The organism is Halobacillus sp. Cin3 (genome assembly GCF_947311855.1).
Taxonomy (GTDB): domain Bacteria; phylum Bacillota; class Bacilli; order Bacillales; family Halobacillaceae; genus Halobacillus; species Halobacillus kuroshimensis.
The window spans coordinates 1,154,426-1,176,099 of record NZ_CAMZMV010000001.1 but is presented as its reverse complement, the minus strand read 5'-3'; the positions used below and the strand labels follow the sequence as shown (position 1 = coordinate 1,176,099).

The following is a 21,674-nucleotide window of genomic DNA, read 5'->3' as shown; positions in this document are numbered from 1 at the left end:
GAGAGGAGACCACTAATATGATGAAATTGACAGGACTGCGTACAGCAGCTGCTTCAAAAGAACTGGATGGACTATTGATCACGAGTTCGAAAAACAGACGCTACCTTTCCGGCTTTACAGGTTCTTCCGGAGCTTTGCTCATTACAGACCGTGATGCTTTTCTAATTACAGACTTCCGATATACCAAGCAGGCCGCAGATCAGACGGAAGGGTTCGACATTATCGAGCATAAACGTCCCCTGCACGAAGAGGCGGCTGCCAAAGCCAGGGAACTTGGTTTGAAACGGATCGGCTTTGAAAAAGATCACGTTACATATTCGTCCTACGAGCAGTACAAACAGTTGATGGATGCTGAACTTGTCCCAACCTCAGGGCTCGTTGAAAAATTACGCTTGATTAAGACCGATGAGGAGATTAGTATATTAAAGGATGCTGTTAAGATTGCCGATGACGCTTTTGACCACATTCTAAGCTACATAAAACCAGGTGTGAAGGAAATTGATATTTCCAATGAACTGGAATTTTTCATGAGGAAGCAGGGAGCTGTCTCTTCCAGCTTTGACATTATAGTGGCGTCCGGTTACCGCTCAGCTCTTCCGCACGGCACAGCGTCGGAAAAGGAAATTCAGTCGGGGGAACTTGTCACGCTGGATTTTGGTGCTCTTTATAAAGGGTATTGTTCTGATATTACGAGAACCGTCGCTGTTGGGGAAATCAGTGATCAGCTTAGAGATATATATGACACGGTTTTGCAGGCCCAGTTAAGAGGTATGGAAGGAATTAAAGCAGGCATTACCGGTAAGGAAGCGGATGCTCTCACCCGTGACTATATTAAAGAAAAGGGATACGGAGACTATTTCGGGCACTCGACAGGCCATGGTATTGGACTTGATGTTCACGAGGGTCCGGGGCTTTCCTTCCGTTCTGAACAGACGATCCTTGAAGAAGGCATGGTCGTTACTGTAGAGCCGGGGATTTATGTGCCGGATGTCGGCGGATGCCGTATTGAGGATGACACAATCGTAACGAAGACCGGCAACGAGCGTCTGAGTCATTCAACGAAAGAGCTAATTACTTTGTAAGGAAAGAAGGAGGAGCAACGTATGATTTCAGTAAACGATTTTCGTACAGGTTTAACAATTGAAGTAGATGGTGGAATCTGGCAGGTCATGGAATTCCAACACGTAAAACCGGGCAAGGGAGCTGCTTTTGTTCGTTCGAAGCTTCGTAACCTGCGTAATGGAAACATCCAGGAAAAAACGTTCCGCGGCGGAGAAAAAGTAGAACGTGCTCATATTGAAAACCGTAAAATGCAGTACCTTTACGCTAATGGGGACATGCACGCATTCATGGATATGGAAACGTATGAGCAGGTGGAAATTCCTACTGCGACTATTCAGGAACAGCTGAATTATTTGAAGGAAAACATGGAAGTTCAGATTCAGTCATATCAGGGTGAGACGATCGGCGTCGAGCTTCCGAAAAACGTTGAATTGAAAGTAACAGAAACAGAACCGGGCATCAAAGGTGATACGGCAAGCGGAGGTACGAAGCCTGCGACGCTTGAAACAGGATTATCGGTTCAGGTACCTTTCTTCATTAATGAAGGAGAAGTACTACTCATCAGCACAACAGACGGCAAATATGTCTCCCGTGCGTAATGAAATAGATCATCAAGCGTGTTCCCGTTGGGAGCACGCTTTTTTTTATGTCCGCCCTCCTATTAGCATTAGATGCCCGCTCTAGTAGAACTCTAGTACGGGCTGATGTTCTTCTACTTTTATATGATTTGACCTGTCATAAGTATAAACGTGGGACATACATATGAAGTAAACCAAATAAAGGAGTAGGAGAAGGATGAAAGAGATATTACGTCTGTTTCCGCCTTCATTTCAGAAGGTTTTACTAGAGCAGGTGGATTGGAGGAGAGTCCAGGAGATCCGTTTAAGGGTGGATCGCCCCATAGAGATGATCAGCAGTTCAGGCTATTCCGTTATAGAGTCTCTCTCGATGACCGCGGATCATCTCTCCTACGTTTTGAACCAAATCAGCCAGTTTTCTCTCTATCGATTTAAGGATGAACTGAAAGAGGGGTTTATTACTATTGAAGGCGGCCACCGCGTTGGGCTGGCGGGCAAAGCGAACACACAGGAAGATAAAGTAGAGACGCTGAAGCATATTTCTTTTATGAACATCCGCGTCGCTCGGTCCACGAGGGGGCAGGTATCCTCTCTGCTTCCTTATCTTTATGACGATATGGGATGGAGAAGTGTTTTGATCATAGGCCCGCCTCATTCCGGAAAAACGACACTGCTCCGTGAACTTGCCTGTGTTATTGGCGCAGCAGCTGGTTCCTATTCACCGTCAAAAGTTGCCATTGTGGACGAGCGGTCGGAAATAGCAGCCAGTTTACGGGGAGTTCCGCAGCTGGATGTCGGCACCCGCACCGATGTGATGGATGCCTGTCCAAAAGCGGACGGTATGATGATGATGATCCGTTCCATGTCCCCGGATGTTTTAATCGTCGATGAAATCGGCGGTGAAAGGGATGCCCTTGCTGTTCAGGAAGCGGTTTATACCGGAGTGAAGGTCATATGCAGTCTGCATGGTAACGGGGTGGAATCCGTCAGCCGGCGACCGTCGGTTTCGCAGCTTATGCACGACCAGGTATTTGAACGTTACATCACACTCGAACGTCTGCGTGCAGGATCGGTCATTACGTGGAAGGTGTATAACCACCTTGGACAAGTTCTTGGTGAAGGGGAAGGAGGGCGGATGGATGGAGTGGATCGGCGCCGTCATCATTTTAACCGTTACAACACTGGGCGGGTTTGAAATTGCATCCCGGTTCAAAAAAAGACCCGGCCATATTAGACAGTGGAAAAATGCTCTTCAACTGATTGAAGCGGAGATGGTTTATGGTCAGTCTTCACTCTGGGAGGTGTGTGAAACCTTATCGAGGCATCTGCCTATGCCGGTAGCTGGATTTTTTGAGCAGCTTCAAAAAGAGCAGGACAGCTGCCGTGATTTTTCCGTTCTCTGGGAAACCCTCTTGAAAAAACATTGGCCCTGGAATGCCATGGGCAAAACAGAAATGGAAATTCTGCTTCAGTTTGGCCGGACCCTCGGACAACATGATCTGGAGCAGCAGCAGAAACAGATCCAATTGACCATCCACCATTTAGACAGAGTCCTTCATGAAGCATTGGAGGTAGGCGAGCAGTACCAGAAGATGGCCAGAGGGATGGGGGTTTTAAGCGGTCTTCTCGTCATCATTTTAATTATATAGAAGGGGGAAGGACCATTGTGCTCCAAGATGCCACAATCCTTTTTCAAATAGCGGGAGTAGGAATTATCGTCGCCATGATTCACAGTATTCTAAAACAAATGGGAAAGGAAGAGATCGCCCAGGCTGTCACATTGACAGGATTTATCATTGTACTGTTTATCGTCCTGCACCGTCTGGCTGACTTGTTCCAACAGATTAAATCCGTCTTTCTCTACCAGGGATAGCTTTATGGATATTATCCAGGTTGTTTCGCTGGGGCTTGTTGCGGCTATGCTGATCATTCTGCTGCAGGAACAGAAATCATCAGCCGCTTTTCTTCTTCTCCTTTTTACCGTCATCGTTATTTTCCTGACCGTCCTCGATCAGCTGACTTATGTATTTACATTGCTTTCCTATATGGCTGACCAGGCCCAGGTGGAACCGATGTATTTCAAAACGATTTTGAAAATCATCGGCATTGCATACATTGCTGAATTCGGTGCCCAGCTGATCCGGGATGCCGGCCTCAATGCTTTGGCATCGAAAGTGGAACTGGCTGGGAAATTATTCATTTTGATGCTTGCGATCCCGATTGTTACAGCTGTTATTGAAACCATTCTTCAATTTATACCCGGAGGTTAGGGAGGCGGGGAGCAGATGAAACGTCTATGGATGTGGCTGTGTGCAGGAATCATCGGGGTTATCCTTTTTCCTTCGGCTTCTGCGGCATCCCCTGAAGCTCCGGAAACGACAGGACCTTCCATGTCGGAATACATTTCAACAGAAGATATGGAAGCGAACTGGGAGGACCTGCAGCAGCAGTATGGAGATTATATTCCGACTTTTCAACATGACAATTTTATGGAGTTTATTCAAAAGGAAGGGGCGCTCGAATCCTCCGACTGGTACTCCGGAATGGTGGAATTTTTCTTTCACGAACTTCTTTTAAACGGCCGGCTGCTCTCTTCTCTTTTATTTCTAACCTTATTCAGCACGCTCCTGCAGTCTGTGCAGTCTGCCTTTCAAAATTCAGTCGTAAGTAAAGCAGCGTACATGGTCGTCTATCTTGTCCTGCTGACTCTTGCATTGGAAAGTTTCAGGCAGGTGATTGTCTATACATTGGATGCGGTGGAGCGGATGAGCAGTTTCATGATCGGTCTGATCCCTCTTCTTCTTGGTATCATGGCTTCCTTCAGTCATCTCATGTCCATTTCTTTTTTCCATCCCATCATTATCGCTCTCGTTCAGTCCAGTGGTCTGCTGGTCAAATACCTGCTTATTCCGTTATTTACATCATCAGCTCTTTTATTGATTGTCGGGAGTTTGAATGAAGACTTCAAGGTCGATCACTTAGCAGAGTTGTTAAGGAAGACGGGGATGGCTGTCATGGGGATCTTCCTTACCGTTTTTCTTGGTGTCATTTCCGTCCAGGGAACCGTTACGGCTGTACAGGACGGCATCACGATGAAAACAGCCCGGTTTGTGACCGGAAATTTTGTGCCTGTTGTCGGGCGTTTGTTTACAGATGCCACCGACACCATCCTGGGGGCTTCCCTTGTATTAAAAAACACCCTTGGGATTGCAGGAGTGGTCATTCTCCTCGGTATTGCTGTTTTTCCGTCAATCAAAGTCCTTGCTATCGCGATTATCTATAAACTGGCCGCTGCCCTGCTGCAGCCTCTCGGCGATGGACCGGTCATCCAGGCGATGGATGTAGTCAGCCGGCACATTTTCTACATTTTTGCCGCGCTGCTTATGGTCTCCATGATGTTTTTCCTTGTCATAGTCATTATGGTGGCGGCAAGCAATATTACAATGATGATCAGATAGGGGGGAGCGGTAATGGAATTATTTATTGAGTGGATTACAAGAATTGTATTATTCCTTCTATTGGCAATGGTCGCAGATGCGCTCCTGCCATCGGGTGTCATGAAGAACTATGCAAGGCTTGTGATGTCCATTTTACTGCTTCTTGTTTTCCTTGGCCCCCTGCTTCAACTCCTGCAGATTGACCCTGAGCGTCTGTTGCAGTCGGCCGATCAGAAAATGGAAGAACAGTGGGATACCGACGGTTTGGATGACACTATTGAATCGAAGAAAAATGAAATACTGCAGGGACAAGATGCATATAGATTAGAACAGGTTACCCAAGCTCTATCTGCTGAACTGCAGCCTTCGTTGGAAGAAGAGAAGGATGTCATGCTTCAGGATACGTCGATGACTTTTACCGGACAGCCATACAGCGTGGAAACTCTTGAAAAGGTGACACTGACGATATCACGGAGCCAGGAGATGGGGGACGTGGAGAATGTCGATATCTCCTTTATGGATGAGCCCTCCCCGGCAGTCTCTTCAGAAGAGGATGCGGAACTGGTGAACTGGGTGGCTGGCAAACTGGACTTGAAGCCTGAACAAATAGAAATCCACTGGGAGGATCAGGATGAATAAATGGTGGAATAAGATCACTCTATCGTCCGATAAGGAAGGGAAGAAGGTGAACAAGACCAAGTATTTAATTGGTCTTGGAATGATCGGGGTTCTTATCATTCTTGTCAGCAGCTGGTTCCAGCCGGATGCAGAGCCGCGCACCCCTCCCGCGGCAGGGAGTACACAGGAGCAGGCGGCATCGGAAACTTCTCCATCTCCGGAACAGACCGATTCCATCACACAGCTGGAGGGAGAATATGAAAAACAGCTCAAGCCGCTTCTTGAAAATATTCAGGGTGTCAGCGCTGTGGACATTATGATAAATCTATCATCCACACACAAAAAGGAGTATGACAAAAACTTAATCATAGGCAAACAGAACACAAAAGAATCCGATAAGAATGGAGGAGAAAGAGAAATTGAAGATTATACGAGAGAACAACAGCTGGTTCTAGTCCGACAGGGCGACCGTGAAGTTCCGCTGCTCACCCAGACATCCAAGCCTGAAGTCAGCGGAGTTTTCGTAACGGCCAAGGGGGTCGATCAAATTCAGGTGAAGGAATGGGTGGTCGAAGCTGTTTCCCGGGTGCTTGATGTACCGACACATAGAATATCAGTTCTGCCTAAACAATAAGGAGGGATTACCTTGGTAAAAAAACAAACGGTGTGGCTGTTGACAATGTTGAGTCTTTTGATTGTGCTGAGTGTTTACTACATGACATCCCCGGAAAACGGAGAAATGGCTTTTATTCAGGAAGAGGACTGGGCTGAAATGACCAGTGAAGAAGCAGAAGGGGAAAATGTTGAAACGGCAGGAGACGGGACAGTGATTTCTCAAATTTCCACCGATGAATTATTTTCAGCTATCCGCCTGGATATGAAAAACCAGCGTGACCAGGTCCAGGAGCAGCTTTCAGAAATTGTAGCGTCCAGTGATTTCACGACTGAGGAGAAAAATGAAGCACTGGAAAAAATGGAAACGATTAAAACCAATCAATCAAAAGAATCCATCATCGAAAATACAATTCTGGCAAGTGCCCAGTATGATGATGTGCTCGTCCGTGCTGAAGATGACGTCGTTCACGTAACCGTCAAAGCCCAGGAGTTATCCAAGGAAGACACGAACCAGATTATCCAGATGGTCTCCGATGAATTCGGACATAAGCAGGTCCAGGTTCAATTCCAGCCTGCAGGCTGAATAAAAGAAGCTGCCGTTGAAAACGGCAGCTTCTTTGGCTGTAGAAAAGCCTGTGTTAACCAGTTAGAGTTCTCCATTTGTCGTGCGAAGTGTCACTTTCCGCTTATCGGTGGATGAATGCCGCGGGCACGCCCTCAGCTAACTTGGTCAGGAAGAACACCTGCCCAAGTGGATCTTCGGCCCGTGCTGTTCCCGCAGGCATCACCACCAACGCTCCTCGTGCCGACGTTAGAATATAGAAGAGAGACTGCCCACTACGCAGGTTCGCAGATTCAAAAGAACGGCATGGGCTGCGCTATGGCCGCTTGCGTGGAAAAGTAAAAGGGGAAGAACAGGCGCTGATGACGGCTTCCTGCCTGAATATGACAAAGACTCTCCTCCATCCAGCAAGGATGTGTTGGGTGAAGGAGAGTCTTTTTCGATTTTAAAGAACGCCCAAGGAGCGGTGCCCCTTCCACTCCTGGGGAAGCTCGGTCGCTCGTCCGCGGAAAGGGAAGGGGCTTTCGTTCCTGGCGGTAAGAAAGAAAAAAGGTTGTAAAGAAAAAGAGGTTTCTCTACAAGCTGAGAAGCTGCCGTTGAAAACGGCAGCTTCTTTTTGTGCATGGTTAAAAAGCCGGCTGTATGGAAATAGTGGTGGAGAAAGAAATCCACAGACCTATAGAACTGCCAATTGTTAACGGATAAGGTCTGTCTTTCTACCTTCTTTCAGGAGGTTCAGTTGCAGGGAAGCAGGAATTTATAATAGAATGTTAAGAGGAGTTATTAGTACCAGTTATAAAGCAACTATACATAAAAGGGGTGCCAGCTATGTTAAAGGTACAGGAAATCAGAGAAATTATTAAGCTGATCGATCAGTCTTCCATCGATGAATTCAGCTATGAAGCTAATGGGACGAAAGTTTCGATGAAAAAACAACAGGAGCAGGTTGTTACAGAAGCTGTACAGCCGCAGCAGGCGGTCCAGGCACAGCCGAAACCACAGACTCAGGAGCCTGCACAGAGCAAGGAAGTAGAACAGGAGCCCGCTGTAGAGGAAGCACCTAAAGCAGATACACCCTCCAGCGATTACGATGCTGAAATCAAGTCTCCGATGGTTGGAACATTTTATGTATCTCCGTCACCGGACCAGGATGCCTACGTGAAACTCGGCGACGATGTCAAAGAGGACTCTGTCGTATGTATTGTGGAAGCGATGAAGCTTTTCAATGAAATTGAAGCGGAAGTTTCTGGTGAGGTTGTAGAAATTCTTGTTAAAGACGGCGAACTGGTCGAATATGGACAGCCGTTGTTCCGAGTGAAGTCTAAGTAAGCGGGGGATGAGACGTTGATAAAAAAAGTTTTAATAGCCAACAGAGGTGAAATTGCTGTCCGGATCATCCGTGCCTGCAAAGAGATGGGCATCGAGACGGTCGCCATTTATTCTGAAGCAGATAAAGAAGCCTTGCACGTCCAGCTGGCGGATGAAGCCTATTGTGTTGGACCTACATTAAGTAAAGACAGTTACTTGAGCTACACCAATATTTTAAGTCTGGCGACGCTGACGCAGACGGATGCGATCCATCCAGGATACGGGTTCCTTTCTGAAAACGCAGAGTTCGCCGAGATGTGTGAAGAATGTAACATCACTTTCATTGGCCCATCCGCCTATGCCATTCAAAAAATGGGGACGAAAGATGTGGCCAGAGAAACGATGAGAGAAGCAGGGGTTCCGGTTGTACCCGGTTCCGCTGGAATCATCAACAGCGAGGAAGAAGGCTTGAAGGTAGCGGAAGACATCGGATACCCGGTCATCATCAAAGCGACAGCCGGCGGTGGAGGAAAAGGAATCCGTGTAGCCCGTAATGAAGATGATTTGAAAACAGGAATCCGCATGACCCAGCAGGAAGCGGAAACGGCGTTCGGCAACCCCGGCGTCTATATTGAGAAGTTCATAGAGGATTTCCGCCACGTGGAAATCCAGGTGCTTGCCGATAATCACGGGAATGCTGTTCACCTGGGAGAGCGCGACTGTACGATCCAGCGCCGTCTTCAGAAGCTCATTGAAGAAACGCCATCTCCGGCTATTTCCGAAAAGATGAGGAAGAAGATGGGGGATGCTGCAGTCAAAGCCGCTCTTGCTGTCAATTATTCAGGGGCCGGTACCGTAGAATTCATTTTCGATAAAGAGTCGGACTCCTTCTACTTTATGGAAATGAATACGCGTATTCAAGTGGAGCACCCGGTGACCGAAATGGTAACAGGCGTAGATCTTATTAAAGAGATGCTTCTGGTTGCCAACGATGAAAAACTTTCCTTTAAACAAGAAGACATCGAGTTTGAAGGCTGGTCCATTGAATGCCGGATCAATGCGGAGAATCCTTATAAAAACTTCATGCCTTCTGCAGGTAGAATTGATATGTACCTGCCGCCGGGTGGTCTCGGCGTGCGTGTGGATTCTGCAGCTTACCCGGGTTATACCATCCCTCCCTATTATGATTCTATGGTGGCCAAGCTCATTACGTACGGCCGTGACAGAGATGAAGCCATCCGCCGTATGAGACGTGCTCTCGATGAATTTGTCGTAGAGGGTGTCCATACAACGATTCCGTTCCATCAGCGTATGATGGAGCATGAAGTCTTTGTAAATGGCGACTTTAATACGAAATTCCTTGAGAAGTATACGATTATGAAAGATGAAGCTTAAAAGGAGTGGTCATAAATGACTGATAAGCAATTGTTGAATGTGACAGATGGATCGACATTAGGCAATATTGAGATTGCTCCTGAAGTAATTGAAGTCATCGCGGGCATTGCCGTATCCGAAGTGGCTGGAGTTGCTTCGATGCGGGGGAACTTTGCCTCCGGTGTTGCAGAACGACTGGGTAAGAAAAATCACGGCAAGGGTGTCAAAGTGGAGCTGACAGAAAGCGGCATTTTGATTGATGCCTACGTCGTTATGGATTATGGCATCAGTATTCCTGATACCGCCCAGAAAATCCAGGACAATACCCGCCAGGCATTGAAAAATATGACAGCTCTTGAAATTAGTGAAATCAACGTGCACATCGTTGGTATCCAAATGGATGGAGCAAAAGAAGAAGAAAACGAAACGGAAGCCTATTCATAGGAATCAGAAAGGGGAGACCCTTTCTGATTTTTCTTTTTGCACAAAGGAAACACCAGGCTGTATATCCCTGTTATCATGGCTTTTATCCAACTAAAATGTTATGATTCTAACGGATATTACCTTAAAGGAGAATGAACATGAAACGACGCACAGCACGAGAAAAAGCATTTCAGGCGCTTTTTCAAACGATTACAGAGGATATTGATACGGATGAGGCCATCCAGCACGTGGTAGAAGATCCGGAGGTTGATCCATTTCTGCACGACCTGGTTCACGGAGTCATGGACTACAGGGATGACCTGGATCAGTGGATTGCCGACCATTTGGACAACTGGACGTTCCCACGTCTACCTAAAGTAGAGAAGACCGTTCTTCGAATGGCCGCGTATGAAATGAAACATAACGAAGATGTCCCGACACAAGTAGCAATCAACGAAGCAGTAGAACTTGCTAAAATCTTCGGTGAAGAAGATTCCGGGAAGTTCGTCAACGGCGTTTTATCCAAGATGATCTAACTTTGAACAGGGGGAATCGGAGATGGCAGCGGAAGTTATTTATGGAAAACAGTTAGCGGAAGATTTACGGGAAGAGATGAAGCAGGAGGTGGCGGTGCTCCATGAAAAAGGTGTACACCCTAAACTGGTTGTCGTCATTATCGGAGAAGATCCTGCCTCAAAATCTTATGTAAAAGGGAAGCAGCGGGCTTCTGAAAAAATCGGTATGGATTCTGATCTCATTGAACTTTCTGAGGAAACCTCCGAGCAGGAGCTTCTGGATTTGATTCACCGGTTGAACCAAGATGATACGGTTCATGGTATTCTGGTGCAGCTTCCAGTTCCGGAGCATATTTCTGACCAGAAAATAATTGAAGCAATCGACCCTGGCAAGGACGTGGATGGTTTCCACCCTGAAAACGCAGGCAGGATGCTGACAGGCCAGGATACCTTTTTCCCCTGCACGCCATATGGGATTATGGTGATGCTTGAACGTGCGGATATTGATGTGGAAGGAAAACACGCCGTCATTATAGGACGCAGCAACCTCGTCGGCAAGCCTGTTGGACAGCTCCTTCTCAATAAGAATGCAACGGTCACCCATTGTCACTCCCGTACAAAGGATTTAAAATCCCATACGAAACAGGCAGATATTCTGATTGTAGCCGCAGGCAGGCCGGGACTTGTATCCGGGGAGCATGTGAAGGAAGGCGCTGTCGTCATTGATGTCGGAGTCAACCGTGTCGATGGGAAACTGACCGGCGATGTTGACTTTGAATCAGCAAAGGAAGTGGCCTCCCATATCACTCCTGTTCCAAAAGGGGTGGGGCCGATGACCATTACCATGCTGCTCCACAATACCATTAAGGCGGCGAAGCAGATTCACCGCGTGTAAGGAGGCGTTGTCGTGCAGGATCAGTATTTGACGGTAACGGCTTTAACCAAATATATCAAACGGAAACTATCCGGTGATCCTCATTTGAAGACCGTATGGCTCAGAGGAGAAATTTCCAACTTCAAACATCATTCCAGAGGGCATATGTACATGTCCTTAAAAGATGATCAGGCAAGAATTCAGGCGGTTATGTTTGCCGGAAGCAACCGCTCGCTGAAATTCATGCCTGAAAACGGTATGAATGTCCTCGTAAAAGGTGAGATCAACGTATACGAACCGATGGGGCAGTATCAGCTTTATATTAAGGAAATGCAGCCGGATGGAATCGGTGCCTTGTATTTTGCTTTTGAACAGCTGAAGGAGAAATTGGAGAAGGAAGGTCTGTTTGCTGAAGAACGTAAGAAAAAGCTTCCTACATATCCAAAGCATATCGGTGTGATCACTTCTCCTACCGGTGCGGCTGTCAGGGACATTTTGACAACGATCAAGAGACGCTATCCGATTGTGCCGGTATCCATCCTTCCGGTTCTTGTCCAGGGGGAGCGCGCAGCAGAATCGGTATCCAACGCCATAAGGTACGCCAATGAGCATCTGGATTGCGATGTTTTAATCGTCGGCCGCGGAGGTGGATCTATTGAAGATCTCTGGGGATTCAATGAAGAAATAGTCGCCCGGGCGATTGCAGCATCTTCGATTCCCATTATTTCTGCCGTCGGTCACGAAACGGATACAACCATCAGTGATTTTGCAGCTGATTGGAGAGCTCCGACGCCTACCGGGGCCGCAGAAGTAGCCGTACCTTCCATTACGGAACTGAGAGAACAGGTGCAGCAGTTCAGACAGAGGCTCATAAGATCCATGGACGGGCAGCGGACTGAATCAAGGCAGAAGCTGAACCGATTAAAAAAATCCTATGCGTTTAAGTATCCGGAACAGCTGATGCGTCAAAAAGAACAGGACCTGGACCGAGTGCTCGAGCGTCTGACCAAACAGATGAACCGTCAGCAGTCGAGCCAGCGTGAGCAGCTGGGTTATTTAACCAAACGGCTGGAGCAGCAGGGACCGGATAAAAAAATCAAAGAAGGAACAGAGGCTCTTCAAAGGGATACGAAACAGCTCCAGAAAGCTTTCGATACCATCGTCTCCCGGAAAAAAGACCGTTTTCATTCGACGCTGGATAAGCTGACCCTGCTGAATCCGCTTGAAATTATGAAACGCGGCTATGCCATTCCTTTTGACGAGGAAAATCAGGTCATTAAAAAGGCTGCTCAGGTGTCGGAGGGAAACAGTCTTTCCCTTCAAGTCCAGGACGGTTTCATTCAATGTCAGGTTACATCGGTGAAGGAGGATGAACATGGAGGAAAATAAACAGGAAATCAGTTTTGAAGAAGCCATGAATCAGCTTGAGGAAATTGTCGAGAAGCTGGAAACCGGCGAAGTCCCTCTTGAAAAAGCTATTCAATACTATCAAGAGGGGATGAAGCTTTCAAAGGTATGCAGTGAAAAGCTCGGAACAGTGGAAGAGCAGATGCAGCAGATTTTGAATGAGCATGGGAATTTTGAACCTTTCACCGTACAGGAGGAAGAATAGCCTGTGGACTTGAAAGCTTATTTAACAGATAAACAAACATTCATTAACGATCAGTTGACCATGTATGTGAGAGATTATACCGTGCCGGGCAGACTTCAGGATTCGATCCTTTATTCCATTGAAGCCGGTGGGAAAAGGCTGCGTCCTATTCTGCTTCTGGCCACAGCGGAAGCCTTTGGCGCGCCGGTGGGAAAAGGGCTGACCGCCGCCGCCGCTCTTGAAATGGTCCACACGTACTCCTTGATTCATGACGACCTTCCAGCTATGGATGATGATGATATCAGGCGCGGGCTGCCTACCAATCATAAAAAATTCGATGAAGCAACAGCTATCCTTGCCGGAGATGCCCTGCTCACCATGAGTACCCAGCTGATTTCAGAAGACCCGTCCCTTGAACAGGAAGAAAAAATATTTCTTATTCAGGAGCTGACTAAAGCCGCCGGTCCAAGAGGTATGGTCGAGGGTCAGATGCAGGATATGCTGAGTGAAGGAAAAGAGATTTCTCTGGAATCTCTGGAAGCTATTCATAAGAATAAAACCGGCGAGTTATTGAAATATGCGATCCGTGCAGGTGCAAAGCTCGGAAAGGCCTCAGAGCAATCCATGCAGCAGATGAGTGAGATGGCGGAAGCGCTCGGCCTTATTTTCCAGATTCAGGACGACATTCTGGATGTGACCGGCGATGCAGAGGTGATCGGTAAGCCTGTAGGCAGTGATGTGGTGAATGATAAAAGTACCTATCCGGGTCTTCTCGGTCTGGACGGTGCAAAAGAGCAGAAGAATCATTACGTCAAAACAGCTGAGTCCGCTTTAACGGAAGCAGGTGTGGAAGGTACGGTTCTGTCACAACTTATTCAATATTTGAGTACGCGCGATCATTAATCGGAAGGATTTCGATTGAGGTGTGTGCTGAAATATGATATATTATTTTTACAAAAGGAATGGTGCAGTATTCTAGTCGGTCCTCCGTTCCTGAAGGCGGGCCTAAAAATCCGCCAAAGGGCACATCGATGAAGTTCCTTGTGTTGGCTTGAGGCGCCCAGCCTTGGGTCGATGCTGGGAGTTAAGGTCGCAGGGCGATCCACAAAGGCATGTGGGCGTTGACCCTGCTTCCGCGGAGGCCCATTCTTGTAACGGGCTCTGAGCCAGATACCGTTATGAAATGGGGTATGAACCTGCAGCATATGGAGTAACATCTATATGCGCAGCGTAGCCTGCCTTGAGTGGTTTTTGAGGGGATTACAGTCCATGAGCCCCTGTGACTACAGATGGCCACTGTGGTCCTGGGACGTAAGCTGTATGAAATCACAACTGCAAAAGAGGCTAAGGAACGGTCAAAGGCTGTCGGGGAAATCCCCTAGACTGTTCTATGGACATAAAACGGGAATTATAGTGCGGACTAAGTGGCAATCTAGTCCAGTTATCGGAAACGAGGCTGAGTCGAGTTTAAAGGGGAACCGCCAGAGTGGTGACACTCGGTACTTGATTGGGAAAACCTACTAGACCTAAGCCGCAATTTTTACCCGTTTTGTGACCATTCCTTTCTGTTTACATAAACAAATTATGATTATATATAGATATAGAGGTTAAGAATGGATAATAAATTAAAAAAAGCCGTAAATTTCAGTTTGAGCATTGCCGTTATCACATTTGTGTTAGCGGCTATTTTTTCAGTTATCTCTTCTTCCGTTTTAAGTGGAGTCATGTGGGTCATTGGACTGATCATTGTATTTATCATCGTGCTTACCGGTGTAGTCTTTGATATGCTTGGTATAGCAGCTACAGCTGCTGAAGAGAAGCCCTTCCATGCGATGGCTTCCGAGAAAGTCCCGGGCTCCAAGGAAGCTATTGCGATTGTCAGAAATGCGGATCGATTCGCAAGTTTCTGTAACGACGTTATAGGGGATATATCTGGTATAGTTAGTGGTACGGCCTCCACTGTCGTCGTACTTCAGCTCGCTTCGAGTTTTGGGTATACAGAAGGGTCTGCCGTCCAAATCGGTATTAACGTGGCCCTTACCAGTATCGTGGCAGCAGTGACGGTGGGAGGAAAAGCCATTGGTAAATTCTTCGCCATCAATAAATCCACGCAGATTATCTTTTTCGCTGCCAGGGTGATTGCATGGTTAGAAACCAAATTAAATGTAAGAATATTATCAAATGTCATGTCGTCCACTAAAAAATCAAGATAATTACAAGGGGGTCCTTCAATGGATCTGAGCAGAATCAACGACCCTTCGTTATTGAAGGATATGAATACGAAACAATTGGAAGAATTTGCAGCAGAAGTGAGACAGTTTTTAATTGAAAACCTGGCCACAACAGGCGGCCACCTCGGTGCGAACCTGGGAGTAGTGGAGCTGACCCTGGCTCTTCATAAAGTATATAACAGTCCCGTCGACCGTTTTATTTGGGATGTCGGGCACCAGTCGTATATCCATAAGATTCTGACCGGCCGTGGAGGGCAGTTCGACACACTGCGGCAGTATAAGGGACTGTGCGGGTTCCCGAAGCGGGATGAAAGTGAGCATGATGTATGGGAAACCGGCCACAGTTCAACTTCATTGTCCGCTGCCATGGGGATGGCTATTGCGCGCGACTTGAAAAAACAGGATCATTCAATCCTTCCCATCATTGGTGATGGAGCCCTGACAGGGGGGATGGCGCTGGAGGCGCTGAACCATATCGGGCATGAGAAAAAGAATGTAACCGTTATCTTGAATGATAATGAAATGTCGATTGCCAAAAACGTAGGAGCCCTGCACGGTGCGCTCGGACGGATGAGAAGCGCAGGGAAGTACAATCGTGCCAAGGATGATCTCGAATGGCTTCTTAAGAAGATTCCCGCCGTTGGAGGAAAGCTGGCGCAGGCAGCAGAGCGCTTGAAGGACAGCATGAAGTACTTTGTTGTTCCGGGAATGTTCTTTGAAGAGCTCGGGTTTACGTATTACGGACCGGTGGATGGGCATGATTTTGAAGACTTGATGGAAAACCTGAATTATGCAAGAAAAACAGACGGACCGGTTATCGTTCATGTGATGACCAAGAAAGGGAAGGGGTATCATCCCGCCGAAACCGATGTGAAGGATAAGTGGCACGGTGTAGGTCCTTATAAAATCGAATCAGGAGAGAAAATCAAACCGGTCGATGCTCCTCCGGCGTGGAGCTCGGTCATCAGTGATGCGCTGATTAAAAAAGCGCGTGAAGATGAGCGCATTGTAGCTGTGACTCCTGCCATGATTCTTGGGTCCAAACTGGAAAAATTCGGTGAGGAATTCCCGGACCGTTTATTTGACGTAGGCATTGCCGAACAGCATGCTACGACGATGTCCGCTGGCCTTGCAACTCAGGGCATGAAGCCGTTTCTGGCCATTTATTCCACCTTCCTGCAGCGTGGTTATGATCAGGTGGTTCATGATGTGGCCCGTCAGAAATTGAATGTGATTTTCGGTATTGACCGCGCAGGACTCGTCGGAGCTGACGGAGAGACCCACCAGGGTGTGTTTGATATTGCATTCCTGAGGTCTGTTCCGAATATGATTATCAGCATGCCAAAAGATGAGGATGAAGCCCAGCACCTCGTTCATACAGCTGCAGAATATGAAGAGGGGCCATTTGCGATCCGTTATCCGCGGGGTAACGCGAAAGGGATCGATACGGATAAACATATGAGGTCCATTCCCGTCGGCAGCTGGGAAGTCCTGAAAGAGGGGACAGAGGCTGTCATCCTTACGTTCGGGACGACCATTGATGCAGCCCTTGATGCGGCGGGCCGCCTGGAAAAAGAAGGACGGTCTGTGCGGGTGGTAAATGCCCGTTACATCAAACCGATGGACGAGTCCATGCTGCATGATATGATGAAGCAGGGGCTGCCGATTCTTACGGTAGAGGAAGCGGTTCTGCAGGGAGGATTCGGTTCAGCAGTGCTTGAATTCGCTGAGGAAAACAATTACACCTCCCAATGGGTGCGCCGGATGGGCGTTCCAGACCGGTTCATCGAACACGGCAGTGTACCGAAACTCTGGGAAGAGATCGGGTTGACCCCGGAAAACATGGTGAAAAACCTAAAAGAATTGATACCTACAAAACAACAGAGGGCATAAATCATATGGGCAGAAAAGTACGTTTAGATGTTTTACTTGTAGAAAAAGGCTATATAGAAACGCGTGAAAAAGCGAAACGGACCATCATGGCGGGACTTGTTTTTCATGAGCAGGTCCGCCTTGATAAACCCGGCTTGAAAGTGGATGAGGAACTGGAATTGATTGTTAAAGGCCGTCCCATTCCGTATGTCAGCCGCGGCGGATTAAAGCTTGAAAAAGCATTGAAGCACTTTGATCTTTCCGTTAAGGACAAGATCATGATTGATATCGGTTCATCCACCGGCGGTTTTACGGACTGCGCGCTTCAGAACGGTGCCAGGCTCAGCTATGCCGTGGATGTCGGATATAATCAGCTTGACTGGCGTCTCCGTAATCATGACCAGGTGGTCGTTATGGAACGGACCAATTTCCGATATGTGACGAAAGAGGATCTTACACACGGTCAGCCGCAGTTTGCTTCCATCGATGTCTCCTTCATATCCCTCCGTATCATTCTGCCGGTTCTTGCTGAGATTCTGGAGCAGCAGGGAGATGTGGCAGCACTAATAAAACCACAGTTCGAAGCAGGTAGAGAACAGGTAGGGAAAAAAGGAATTGTGAGAGACCCATCGATTCATAAAGAGGTCGTAAAAACAATTCTTGATTTTGCTTCCGATCACGGATATTCTGTTTATGGACTCACTTTTTCTCCGATTACCGGCGGGGATGGGAATATAGAATTCCTCGTCCATCTGCGGCTTGATGATGGCGGCAGCAGTGGAGAACAGGTGGATATCGATGCTGTAGTCAAAGAAGCGCATGAGGCGCACAGCAGAAACGCATAATGAGTGTAAAAGGGCTTAGCACAGGCCCTTTTCTTATGGAAGGACTTGAAACGGAGGATGGTCATGAACAAAGGACAACGTCACATCAAAATCAGGGAACTGATCACAAACGACGATATTGAAACCCAGGATGAGCTGGTCGATCGATTGAAGGGTATGGGATACAATGTCACTCAGGCAACCGTATCCCGCGATATCAAAGAACTACATCTTGTAAAGGTGCCGATGATGGATGGCCGGTACAAATACAGTCTCCCTGCAGATCAGCGCTTCAATCCGTTTGAAAAGCTGAAACGGCTCATGATGGATGCCTTTGTCAGTATAGATCGGGCCGGACATTTTATTATTTTGAAAACTCTGCCGGGAAACGCCAATGCTGTAGGTGCTCTCGTGGATAATCTGGAATGGGATGAAATTATGGGGACCATCTGCGGAGATGATACCTGCTTAATTATCTGCCGCAGTGAAGATCATACGGAGTCAATTAGTGAGCAGTTGCTAAATATGCTATAACTGAGGTGGATGGTTTCATGCTAACAGAGTTGTCTATTCGTGATTTTGCAATCATTGATGAGATCTCAATCACGTTCAAAGAAGGGTTGACTGTACTGACCGGTGAAACAGGTGCTGGTAAATCCATCATTATTGATGCGATCCAGCTTCTTTCCGGTGGTCGGGGATCCGTTGAGTTTGTTCGTCATGGAACAAAAAAAGCTGAAATTGAAGGGTTGTTTACCGTGCAGCCTGACCATCCGATCTATAAGGTCGGACAGAACTATGGTGTCGATATTGATGAGGACGGCATGGTGGTGCTTGAACGGACCATTACCCATCAGGGGAAAAGCATCTGCCGGGTGAATGGAAAGCTGGTTACACTCGGAATCATGAAGGAGTTCGGACATTCCTTGATAGACATTCACAGCCAGCATGAGACGCAGTCGCTTATGGATCCTGACCGGCACGTCGAGCTTCTTGATGTATTTGCCGGTGAAGAGCTTCGCTCGGTCCTGGACGAGTATGTAAGCGTTTATGACAAATACAGAACGATGAAGAAGCGTTATAAAGAATTGAGTGAGAATGAACAGGAAATGGCTCAGCGTCTGGATCTGCTTGAATTTCAGCTCCGTGAGCTTCAAGGAGCTGAAATGCAGCCGCTTGAAGATGAAGAGCTTTCCGAAGAGCGGAAGAAACTCATGAATTTTGAGAAGGTGTACCAAGGCATTCATGATGCGTATTATTCTTTGTACGGGGAACAGCGCGGAATGGACTGGCTGAGTCATGCAATGACCTCTTTGGAAAGTACATCCGATGTGGATGATAACCTGGCAAAACTTTCGGAAGAAATGACGAACACATATTACCTGATGGAAGAAATGACGTTTAAGCTGAGTAATCAGATGGCAGAGCTCGAATTTGATCCTGAAAGACTCAACCAGATCGAATCCCGGCTGAACGAACTGAACCGTCTGAAGAAGAAGTACGGAGCTACGGTGGATGATATGCTGCAGTATGCTTCACGGATTGAAGAGGAGATTGATGAAATCCGCAATAAAGATTCTCATCTGAGTAAGATGGAGAGTGAAATTGCCGAATTGTCCGAGGATGCTCTTCTTGAGGCGCAGGGGATGCGTGAAATCCGTGTGAAAGCTGCAGATCAGCTGGCTGAATTCATTCATGTAGAATTGAGAGATCTTTACTTGGAGAAAGCAGCTTTTGCTGTGGACCTGCAGACGAAACCGGGGAAACAAGGAGATCCGGAACTGGATGGTACTCCTGTCCAGCTGCTGCCGAACGGTATTGATTTAGTGAAATTCCTGATCACGACCAATCCCGGAGAGCCGTTGAAGGAACTACATAAAGTAGCATCCGGGGGTGAGATGTCCCGGATTATGCTTGCGTTGAAGCGGATTTTCTCTCGTCATCAGGGCATTACAAGCGTGATTTTTGATGAAGTGGATACGGGTGTAAGCGGAAGAGTGGCCCAGGCAATTGCTGAGAAGATTTACGGGATCTCAGAGGGATCACAGGTGCTCTGTATTTCCCACCTGCCACAGGTAGCGGCTATGGCGGATACACATGTCCGCATTGAAAAGCGTGTGGAGGATGAGCGGACGTCGACAGCAGCCAAGGAACTTTCAATGGACGAAAAAGCTGACGAAATCTCCCGCATGATTACCGGAGCAGAATTAACCGCTACAACCGTTGAGCATGCGCGGGAACTGCTTACGATGGCAGATAAACATAAAAGTAAATCATAATGATGTACCTAAGCGCATGGACGAGTCCATGCGCTTTTGTTTGTTTTATCATTTCCACCGACACACCTCTTTATACAACGTTTACCTATACGTTGGAGAATGTTTCAAAGCAAGGCAAACGGTACTATAATTACTCAGATTATGCTCGTTTAAAAAGGATTAAGGAAGACCACATTATAAGTAAGCCATTTAGTTGGTACTGGAGTACAAGGAGAGTGAACCCGTGAAAAATCAAGCCTTTAACTATATATGTGGTTCTGTTCTCCTGCTGTTTATGCTTATTTTGCCCTTTTATGCCCCTGTCCAGCACTATCTATCCATCCCGACAGAAGTAAAGGTCGGCGCCAGCCCTGATCAGCATTCTGTTGATCAAGAAGCGTGGACGGCGTTTTCGTCCACAAATGATCACGAAGTGTTTTATGAATTTGCAGGTGTACCGGTTAAGAAAACAAGCCTGGAGCCGTTCAAAGATATCCGGTTGATCCCCGGCGGTCAGTCGGTAGGTGTAGAGCTTCATACGAAAGGTGTGCTTGTCGTAGGGCACCACCTTGTAAACGGCAAAGGCGAACAACGGACTTCGCCAGGAGAACAAGCGGAAATTCTCATCGGCGACATCCTGCTTGAAGGTAATGGAGAGGAAATTAACAGTATGGAGAAATTATCCTCCATCGTAAAGGAAACCGGAGAAAAGGAAGAATCCCTGGAACTGAAAATTAAACGGGGAAAGGAAATAACGACGGCAAGTCTGACGCCGGCCTACAACCCGCGGGAAAAGGAATATCAGATTGGTCTGTATATTCGTGATTCTGCAGCCGGCATAGGGACAATGACTTTTTATGATCCTGAAACGAAAAAGTACGGCGCTCTCGGTCATGTCATTTCGGATATGGATACGAAAAAGCCGATTGAAATCCATGAAGGCACCATTGTCAAATCGCAGGTCACCTCGATTGAAAAAGGAGCACAGGGCGTTCCAGGAGAGAAAAAAGCCAGGTTTTCCTTGAGGAACGACCGCCTCGGAATCATCACCAAAAACACGCCGTTCGGTATCTTTGGAACATTGGATGATGATATGACGAATGAGGAATACCCGGAGGGACTTCCGATCGGTTTCGCAGAACAGGTGGAAGAAGGTCCGGCTCAAATCATGACGGTCCTTGACGGGGAAAAAATGCAGACCTTCGATGTGGAGATTGTCAGCAATATGCCAAAGAAATCTGCGGTGACAAAAGGAATGATTGTTAAAATCACAGACCCTGAACTTCTGGATAAAACGGGAGGAATTGTTCAGGGGATGAGTGGCAGCCCGATCATCCAAAATGGAAAAATCATCGGTGCAGTGACCCATGTGTTTGTCAATGATCCGACAAGCGGATACGGTGTCCATATTGAATGGATGCTTCAGGAAGCAGGTATTGCCCTTCATGAAGAAGAAGGGGAAAAGAAAGCAGGCTAGGAGCTCATAAAGGGCTCCTTTTCCTTTTTGTCGACAAATTTCGACAAAACTGACC

At 47.3% G+C, this 21,674-nt stretch carries 24 protein-coding genes; all 24 read left to right on the top strand.

The window, feature by feature from the left end; genetic code table 11:
* Positions 1-17 precede the first annotated feature (17 nt).
* The 24 genes from QMA39_RS06305 (at position 18) to spoIVB (ending at position 21,619) form a co-directional block, all read left to right on the top strand.
* Positions 18-1,082 carry a Xaa-Pro peptidase family protein gene (locus QMA39_RS06305; RefSeq protein WP_281658240.1) on the top strand — a complete coding sequence of 355 codons (1,065 nt, stop codon included), beginning with the start codon at positions 18-20 and terminating at the stop codon, positions 1,080-1,082.
* A 21-nt stretch (positions 1,083-1,103) separates the two neighbouring features.
* Complete coding sequence (gene efp / locus QMA39_RS06300; protein ID WP_027955428.1) at positions 1,104-1,661, top strand: elongation factor P; 558 nt, start codon at positions 1,104-1,106, stop codon at positions 1,659-1,661.
* Between the two features lie 196 nt (positions 1,662-1,857).
* Positions 1,858-2,835, top strand: a complete 978-nt coding sequence (gene spoIIIAA / locus QMA39_RS06295) for a stage III sporulation protein AA (RefSeq protein WP_027955429.1) — start codon at positions 1,858-1,860, stop codon at positions 2,833-2,835.
* Positions 2,780-3,289, top strand: coding sequence for a stage III sporulation protein SpoIIIAB (spoIIIAB, locus tag QMA39_RS06290; RefSeq protein WP_027955430.1), 510 nt, complete (start codon positions 2,780-2,782; stop codon positions 3,287-3,289). Before spoIIIAA ends, spoIIIAB begins: the two co-directional genes overlap by 56 nt.
* Positions 3,290-3,306: 17 nt before the next feature.
* Positions 3,307-3,513 carry a stage III sporulation protein AC gene (gene spoIIIAC, locus QMA39_RS06285; protein ID WP_008637060.1) on the top strand — a complete coding sequence of 69 codons (207 nt, stop codon included), beginning with the start codon at positions 3,307-3,309 and terminating at the stop codon, positions 3,511-3,513.
* Positions 3,514-3,517: 4 nt separating this feature from the next.
* Positions 3,518-3,910: a stage III sporulation protein AD gene (spoIIIAD, locus tag QMA39_RS06280; protein ID WP_027955431.1), complete on the top strand. Its 393-nt coding sequence runs from the start codon at positions 3,518-3,520 to the stop codon at positions 3,908-3,910.
* A gap of 15 nt (positions 3,911-3,925) precedes the next feature.
* A complete protein-coding gene (gene spoIIIAE / locus QMA39_RS06275) occupies positions 3,926-5,098 on the top strand; it encodes a stage III sporulation protein AE (RefSeq protein ID WP_281658239.1) in 1,173 nt (390 codons plus the stop codon).
* 12 nt (positions 5,099-5,110) lie between these two features.
* On the top strand, positions 5,111-5,716 hold the full coding sequence (spoIIIAF, locus tag QMA39_RS06270) for a stage III sporulation protein AF (RefSeq protein ID WP_206935135.1): 606 nt from the start codon (positions 5,111-5,113) through the stop codon (positions 5,714-5,716).
* Positions 5,709-6,329, top strand: a complete 621-nt coding sequence (spoIIIAG, locus tag QMA39_RS06265) for a stage III sporulation protein AG (protein WP_206935132.1) — start codon at positions 5,709-5,711, stop codon at positions 6,327-6,329. Before spoIIIAF ends, spoIIIAG begins: the two co-directional genes overlap by 8 nt.
* Before the next feature lie 12 nt (positions 6,330-6,341).
* Positions 6,342-6,893, top strand: coding sequence for a SpoIIIAH-like family protein (locus QMA39_RS06260; RefSeq protein WP_281658238.1), 552 nt, complete (start codon positions 6,342-6,344; stop codon positions 6,891-6,893).
* An 807-nt stretch (positions 6,894-7,700) separates the two neighbouring features.
* Entirely contained in the window at positions 7,701-8,201 is a 501-nt protein-coding gene (gene accB / locus QMA39_RS06255) for an acetyl-CoA carboxylase biotin carboxyl carrier protein (RefSeq protein ID WP_281658237.1), read from the top strand.
* A 15-nt stretch (positions 8,202-8,216) separates the two neighbouring features.
* A complete protein-coding gene (accC, locus tag QMA39_RS06250; protein WP_281658236.1) occupies positions 8,217-9,575 on the top strand; it encodes an acetyl-CoA carboxylase biotin carboxylase subunit in 1,359 nt (452 codons plus the stop codon).
* A 15-nt stretch (positions 9,576-9,590) separates the two neighbouring features.
* Positions 9,591-9,998: an Asp23/Gls24 family envelope stress response protein gene (locus tag QMA39_RS06245; RefSeq protein WP_027955438.1), complete on the top strand. Its 408-nt coding sequence runs from the start codon at positions 9,591-9,593 to the stop codon at positions 9,996-9,998.
* Between the two features lie 137 nt (positions 9,999-10,135).
* Positions 10,136-10,513, top strand: a complete 378-nt coding sequence (gene nusB, locus QMA39_RS06240; protein WP_027955439.1) for a transcription antitermination factor NusB — start codon at positions 10,136-10,138, stop codon at positions 10,511-10,513.
* A gap of 22 nt (positions 10,514-10,535) precedes the next feature.
* On the top strand, positions 10,536-11,387 hold the full coding sequence (gene folD, locus QMA39_RS06235) for a bifunctional methylenetetrahydrofolate dehydrogenase/methenyltetrahydrofolate cyclohydrolase FolD (RefSeq protein WP_206935125.1): 852 nt from the start codon (positions 10,536-10,538) through the stop codon (positions 11,385-11,387).
* 12 nt (positions 11,388-11,399) lie between these two features.
* On the top strand, positions 11,400-12,755 hold the full coding sequence (xseA, locus tag QMA39_RS06230) for an exodeoxyribonuclease VII large subunit (RefSeq protein ID WP_281658235.1): 1,356 nt from the start codon (positions 11,400-11,402) through the stop codon (positions 12,753-12,755).
* Positions 12,742-12,978: an exodeoxyribonuclease VII small subunit gene (locus QMA39_RS06225; protein WP_281658234.1), complete on the top strand. Its 237-nt coding sequence runs from the start codon at positions 12,742-12,744 to the stop codon at positions 12,976-12,978. Before xseA ends, QMA39_RS06225 begins: the two co-directional genes overlap by 14 nt.
* A gap of 3 nt (positions 12,979-12,981) precedes the next feature.
* On the top strand, positions 12,982-13,860 hold the full coding sequence (locus QMA39_RS06220; RefSeq protein ID WP_348646592.1) for a polyprenyl synthetase family protein: 879 nt from the start codon (positions 12,982-12,984) through the stop codon (positions 13,858-13,860).
* A 710-nt stretch (positions 13,861-14,570) separates the two neighbouring features.
* On the top strand, positions 14,571-15,170 hold the full coding sequence (locus QMA39_RS06215) for a hypothetical protein (protein ID WP_027955445.1): 600 nt from the start codon (positions 14,571-14,573) through the stop codon (positions 15,168-15,170).
* Between the two features lie 18 nt (positions 15,171-15,188).
* Positions 15,189-17,081, top strand: coding sequence for a 1-deoxy-D-xylulose-5-phosphate synthase (gene dxs / locus QMA39_RS06210; protein ID WP_206935121.1), 1,893 nt, complete (start codon positions 15,189-15,191; stop codon positions 17,079-17,081).
* Positions 17,082-17,086: 5 nt separating this feature from the next.
* Positions 17,087-17,905 (top strand): TlyA family RNA methyltransferase, encoded by an 819-nt coding sequence (locus QMA39_RS06205; protein WP_027955447.1) that lies wholly within the window; start codon positions 17,087-17,089, stop codon positions 17,903-17,905.
* A 63-nt stretch (positions 17,906-17,968) separates the two neighbouring features.
* Entirely contained in the window at positions 17,969-18,418 is a 450-nt protein-coding gene (gene argR / locus QMA39_RS06200; RefSeq protein WP_027955448.1) for a transcriptional regulator ArgR, read from the top strand.
* 17 nt (positions 18,419-18,435) lie between these two features.
* Positions 18,436-20,163, top strand: coding sequence for a DNA repair protein RecN (gene recN / locus QMA39_RS06195; protein WP_027955449.1), 1,728 nt, complete (start codon positions 18,436-18,438; stop codon positions 20,161-20,163).
* Positions 20,164-20,386: 223 nt separating this feature from the next.
* Positions 20,387-21,619 carry a SpoIVB peptidase gene (gene spoIVB, locus QMA39_RS06190; RefSeq protein ID WP_281658233.1) on the top strand — a complete coding sequence of 411 codons (1,233 nt, stop codon included), beginning with the start codon at positions 20,387-20,389 and terminating at the stop codon, positions 21,617-21,619.
* The last annotated feature ends 55 nt before the right edge of the window (positions 21,620-21,674 follow it).

Coding starts and splice junctions, on each gene's coding strand:
- QMA39_RS06305 (WP_281658240.1), top strand. CDS start 18: ATGATGAAATTGACAGGACTGCGTACAGCAGCTGCTTCAAAAGAACTG.
- efp (WP_027955428.1), top strand. CDS start 1,104: ATGATTTCAGTAAACGATTTTCGTACAGGTTTAACAATTGAAGTAGAT.
- spoIIIAA (WP_027955429.1), top strand. CDS start 1,858: ATGAAAGAGATATTACGTCTGTTTCCGCCTTCATTTCAGAAGGTTTTA.
- spoIIIAB (WP_027955430.1), top strand. CDS start 2,780: ATGGAGTGGATCGGCGCCGTCATCATTTTAACCGTTACAACACTGGGC.
- spoIIIAD (WP_027955431.1), top strand. CDS start 3,518: ATGGATATTATCCAGGTTGTTTCGCTGGGGCTTGTTGCGGCTATGCTG.
- spoIIIAE (WP_281658239.1), top strand. CDS start 3,926: ATGAAACGTCTATGGATGTGGCTGTGTGCAGGAATCATCGGGGTTATC.
- spoIIIAF (WP_206935135.1), top strand. CDS start 5,111: ATGGAATTATTTATTGAGTGGATTACAAGAATTGTATTATTCCTTCTA.
- spoIIIAG (WP_206935132.1), top strand. CDS start 5,709: ATGAATAAATGGTGGAATAAGATCACTCTATCGTCCGATAAGGAAGGG.
- accB (WP_281658237.1), top strand. CDS start 7,701: ATGTTAAAGGTACAGGAAATCAGAGAAATTATTAAGCTGATCGATCAG.
- QMA39_RS06245 (WP_027955438.1), top strand. CDS start 9,591: ATGACTGATAAGCAATTGTTGAATGTGACAGATGGATCGACATTAGGC.
- nusB (WP_027955439.1), top strand. CDS start 10,136: ATGAAACGACGCACAGCACGAGAAAAAGCATTTCAGGCGCTTTTTCAA.
- folD (WP_206935125.1), top strand. CDS start 10,536: ATGGCAGCGGAAGTTATTTATGGAAAACAGTTAGCGGAAGATTTACGG.
- QMA39_RS06225 (WP_281658234.1), top strand. CDS start 12,742: ATGGAGGAAAATAAACAGGAAATCAGTTTTGAAGAAGCCATGAATCAG.
- QMA39_RS06215 (WP_027955445.1), top strand. CDS start 14,571: ATGGATAATAAATTAAAAAAAGCCGTAAATTTCAGTTTGAGCATTGCC.
- dxs (WP_206935121.1), top strand. CDS start 15,189: ATGGATCTGAGCAGAATCAACGACCCTTCGTTATTGAAGGATATGAAT.
- QMA39_RS06205 (WP_027955447.1), top strand. CDS start 17,087: ATGGGCAGAAAAGTACGTTTAGATGTTTTACTTGTAGAAAAAGGCTAT.
- argR (WP_027955448.1), top strand. CDS start 17,969: ATGAACAAAGGACAACGTCACATCAAAATCAGGGAACTGATCACAAAC.
- recN (WP_027955449.1), top strand. CDS start 18,436: ATGCTAACAGAGTTGTCTATTCGTGATTTTGCAATCATTGATGAGATC.